Genomic DNA, 3,498 nt, shown 5'->3' with positions numbered 1-3,498 from the left:
ACGAGCGCCTGGGCGAGGATTTGAAGAAACGCTTCCGCGACGACGTCATGAAGGGCACCGGCGCCCAGTTCGTCGCCGCCAAGCTGAAAGAGCGCGACGACCGCCAGGCCCGGGCCGGGGCCAGCCGCTACATGGTCGAGCCCAACGTCAAGGAGGGCAAGGGCGGCCTGCGCGACCTGCACACCCTGATGTGGATCGCCGAATACCTGCACCCGGTCGACCGGCCCGAGGACGTCTTCAAGCTGGCGGTGTTCGATCGCCGCGAGGCCAAGGTCTTCATCCGGGCCTTCGATTTTCTGCACGCTGTTCCGCCCACCTGCACTTCGCCACCGGCCGGCCGGAAGAGCGCCTGACCTTCGACCTGCAGCCCGAGATCGCTCGCCGCATGGGCTATGGCGACCGCGGCGACGCCCCGGCGGTCGAGCGCTTCATGCGGCGCTACTTCCTGATCGCCAAGGAGGTCGGGGCCCTGACCCGGGCCTTCTCGGCCAAGCTGGAAGCCGACAATTTCAAGAACGAGCCCAAAGGCATTTCCCGCTTCCTGCCCGGCGGCGGGCGGCCCAAGCGCAAGGCGCTGGACGTCGAGGGCTTCTATGAGGACGGCGGCCGTCTGAACATCGACGGGCCCGAGGTGTTCGAGGCCGATCCGGTCAATCTGATCCGGCTGTTCAAGATCGCCGACGAGCGCGACCTCGACCTGCATCCCGAGGCCTTCACCGCCGTCACCCGGCAGCTGAGCCTGATCACCTCGCGGCTGCGGCGCGATCCCGAGGCCACGCGGCTGTTCCTCGACCTGCTGGCCCGCGGCAAGCGCTCCTACCGCACCCTGACCCTGATGAACGACGCCGGGGTGCTGGGGCGGTTCATTCCCGAGTTCGGCCGCATCGTCGCCCAGATGCAGTTCAACATGTACCACTCCTACACGGTGGACGAGCACACCCTGCGGGCCGTGGGGGTGATCGGCGACATCGCCGCCGGTCGGCTGGTCGACGACCATCCGCTGGCCGTGTCGATCATGCCGCTGATCGAGGACCGCGAGGCCCTGTTCCTGACCATGCTGCTGCACGACACCGGCAAGGGCGGGGTCGGCGGCCAGGAGAAGGCCGGGGCCCGCGCCGCGCGCTCGGCCTGCGAACGGCTCGGCGTCGACCGGGCCAAGGTCGAGTTGGTCGCCTGGCTGGTCGAGCATCACCTGGTGATGAGCGACTTCGCCCAGAAGCGCGACGTCGCCGATCCCGGCACGGTCGCCGCCTTCGCCCGTATCGTCGAGAACCCCGAACGTCTGCGTCTGCTGCTGGTGATCACCGTCGCCGACATCCGCGCCGTGGGGCCGGGGGTCTGGAACGGCTGGAAGGGCCAGCTGCTGCGCGAGCTCTACAACGCCACCGAGGCGGTGTTCCGCGGTGGTCGGGGCAGTGACGCCGGGGCCAGCGTCCAACGCCACCAGGAGGCGCTCGCCGCCTCGGCGCGGGCCGCGCTGGTCGAGGCCGATCCCGCCGCCAAGGGCTGGGCCTCGGCGATGGAAGACGCCTATTTCGGGGCCTTCAACGCCGCCGACCTTCTGGATCACGCCGCCCTCGCTCGTCGCGCGGTCATCCAGGGCGGCGTCGCCGCCGAGGGACGGGTGACCCCCGGCGCCAACGCCGCCGAGATCGTGGTCGCCGCCAAGGACCGTCGCGGCCTGTTCGCCGATCTCGCCCAGGCCATTTCGGCCCTGGGCGGCAACGTGGTCGGGGCGCGGGTCTTCACCTCGCGTCAGGGCCAGGCCCTTGATGTGTTCCACGTCCAGGACATCACCGGCGCGCCCATGGGCTGCGAAAACCCCCGGGCCCTGCGCCGACTGGCCGACGCGCTGGAGGCCGCCGGGCGGGGCGAGGTGTCGGGCGCCGAGCCGCGCCGGGGCGCCGAGGCGTCGCGCACGGCGGCCTTCGCCATCGCGCCCGGCGTGGTGGTCGACAATGAGGCTTCCAACGAGGCCACGGTGGTCGAGGCGACCGGTCGCGACCGGCCCGGCCTGCTGCACGCCCTAGCCGAAACCCTGGCCCAGAGCGGCCTGTCGATCCAGTCGGCCCATATTGACGGCTATGGCGAGCGCGCGGTCGACGCCTTCTATGTGCAGACCGCCGAGGGCGGCAAGCTGACCGATCCGCGCAAGGTCGCGGCCCTGAAGGCGGACCTGCTGTCGGCCCTGGAAGCCAACGAGGCCGGCGCGCCCAACACCCGGCCGGGGCTGAAGCGGGCCCGGGCGAGCGTGGCGCGGTAGGTTGGCGGTGACCAGACCCAGAGCTTCACAGACGATCCCGGCCGTGACCGTCTGGTTCGACGGCGACTGCCCGCTGTGCCTGCGCGAGATCGCCCTGATGCGGCGGCTGGATAAACGCGGCGCCATCGCCTTTGAGAATGTCGCGGGGGACGGCAGTTGCCCGATTGATCGGGCCGAGCTGCTGGCCCGGTTTCATGCCCGGGAGGCCGGCGGGACGATGGTCTCCGGCGCGGCCGCCTTCGCCGCCCTGTGGCGGGCCATTCCCGTGCTGGCCCCGTTTGGGCACCTGGCGCGACTCCCCGCCCTGCTGTGGATCCTGGAACGGGCCTATCGCGGCTTTCTGCGGTTCCGGCCCCGACTGCAGGCCCTGGTTCGCCGACTTGAGACGCGGCCCGGCGGAGACCGCGAATGACCCTCGCCCCCGGAACCCCGCGCGTGGTGCTGGCCTATGGCCTGCTGGGTCTGATCCCCTTTCTCGCCCCGCCGGTGCTGGGCTGGCTGTTTCCGCAGTGGACCCCCCTCGCGGCCGAGGGCCTGGCGCTCTATGGCGGCCTGATCCTGTCCTTTCTGGGCGGCGCGCGCTGGGCGATGGCGGTGCGACAGGCGCCAGTGGACGGGCGGATCGTGTCCCTGGCCATGCTTCCGACCCTGGTCGCCCTGGCGTTGCTGCTGCTGCCCGCCGACCGGCGCGCGGCGCAGCTGGCCGGCCTGGCCCTGGCCCTGTTGATCCACGGCGTCTGGGATATGCGGTCCAGGGGTCTGCCCGACTGGTACCCGCGCCTGAGGCTGATCCTGACCCTGGGGGGCGTGATCGGCCTGACGGCCGGGGCCCTGACCCTGCATGGCTGAGCCGATTTCGACGCCCCTTCGGCTGGCCGTCGTGGTCGGCGGCGGCGGCGGCGTGGGCGCGGCCCTGGTCGCCGCCCTGGTCGGCAACCTCGCCTATGACCGGGTGATCGTCCTGTCGCGCCGGCCCCCGCCAGAAGCCGGAGACCGGCGCGGTCTGGATCGCCGCCGATATCCTCGACGAGACAGCCTGGCTGAGGCGGCGCGCCAGATCGGCGCCCTGGGGGGCGCCGACCCTGATCCTGATCGCCACCGGCATGCTGCACGCCGAGGGGCGGTCGCCGCGGAAAAGTCGATGCGGGCCCTGGATCTGAACGCCCTGACCCGGGTCCTGCAAGTCAATGCGGTCGGCCCGGCTCTTGTCGCCAAGCACCTGCTGCCTTTGACCC

The 3,498-nt window shown here is 71.4% G+C and carries 2 protein-coding genes and 2 pseudogenes; all 4 read left to right on the top strand.

Translation table 11 applies throughout. The annotated features are described in order from the left end of the window. A pseudogene (locus CSW58_RS11505) lies at positions 1-2,263 on the top strand ([protein-PII] uridylyltransferase); the annotation flags it as partial. Between the two features lie 43 nt (positions 2,264-2,306). Next, on the top strand, positions 2,307-2,675 hold the full coding sequence (locus CSW58_RS11500; protein WP_236627795.1) for a thiol-disulfide oxidoreductase DCC family protein: 369 nt from the start codon (positions 2,307-2,309) through the stop codon (positions 2,673-2,675). Further along, entirely contained in the window at positions 2,672-3,112 is a 441-nt protein-coding gene (locus CSW58_RS11495) for a DUF3429 domain-containing protein (protein WP_099447379.1), read from the top strand. Before CSW58_RS11500 ends, CSW58_RS11495 begins: the two co-directional genes overlap by 4 nt. Next, positions 3,105-3,498, top strand: a pseudogene (locus CSW58_RS11490) (C-factor); the annotation flags it as partial. The gene CSW58_RS11495 and the pseudogene CSW58_RS11490, both read left to right, overlap by 8 nt.

Source organism: Caulobacter sp. B11, assembly GCF_002737765.1.
Taxonomy (GTDB): domain Bacteria; phylum Pseudomonadota; class Alphaproteobacteria; order Caulobacterales; family Caulobacteraceae; genus Caulobacter.
Note: the sequence above shows the minus strand (reverse complement) of the source record. Positions and strands in the feature narration are given on the sequence as shown.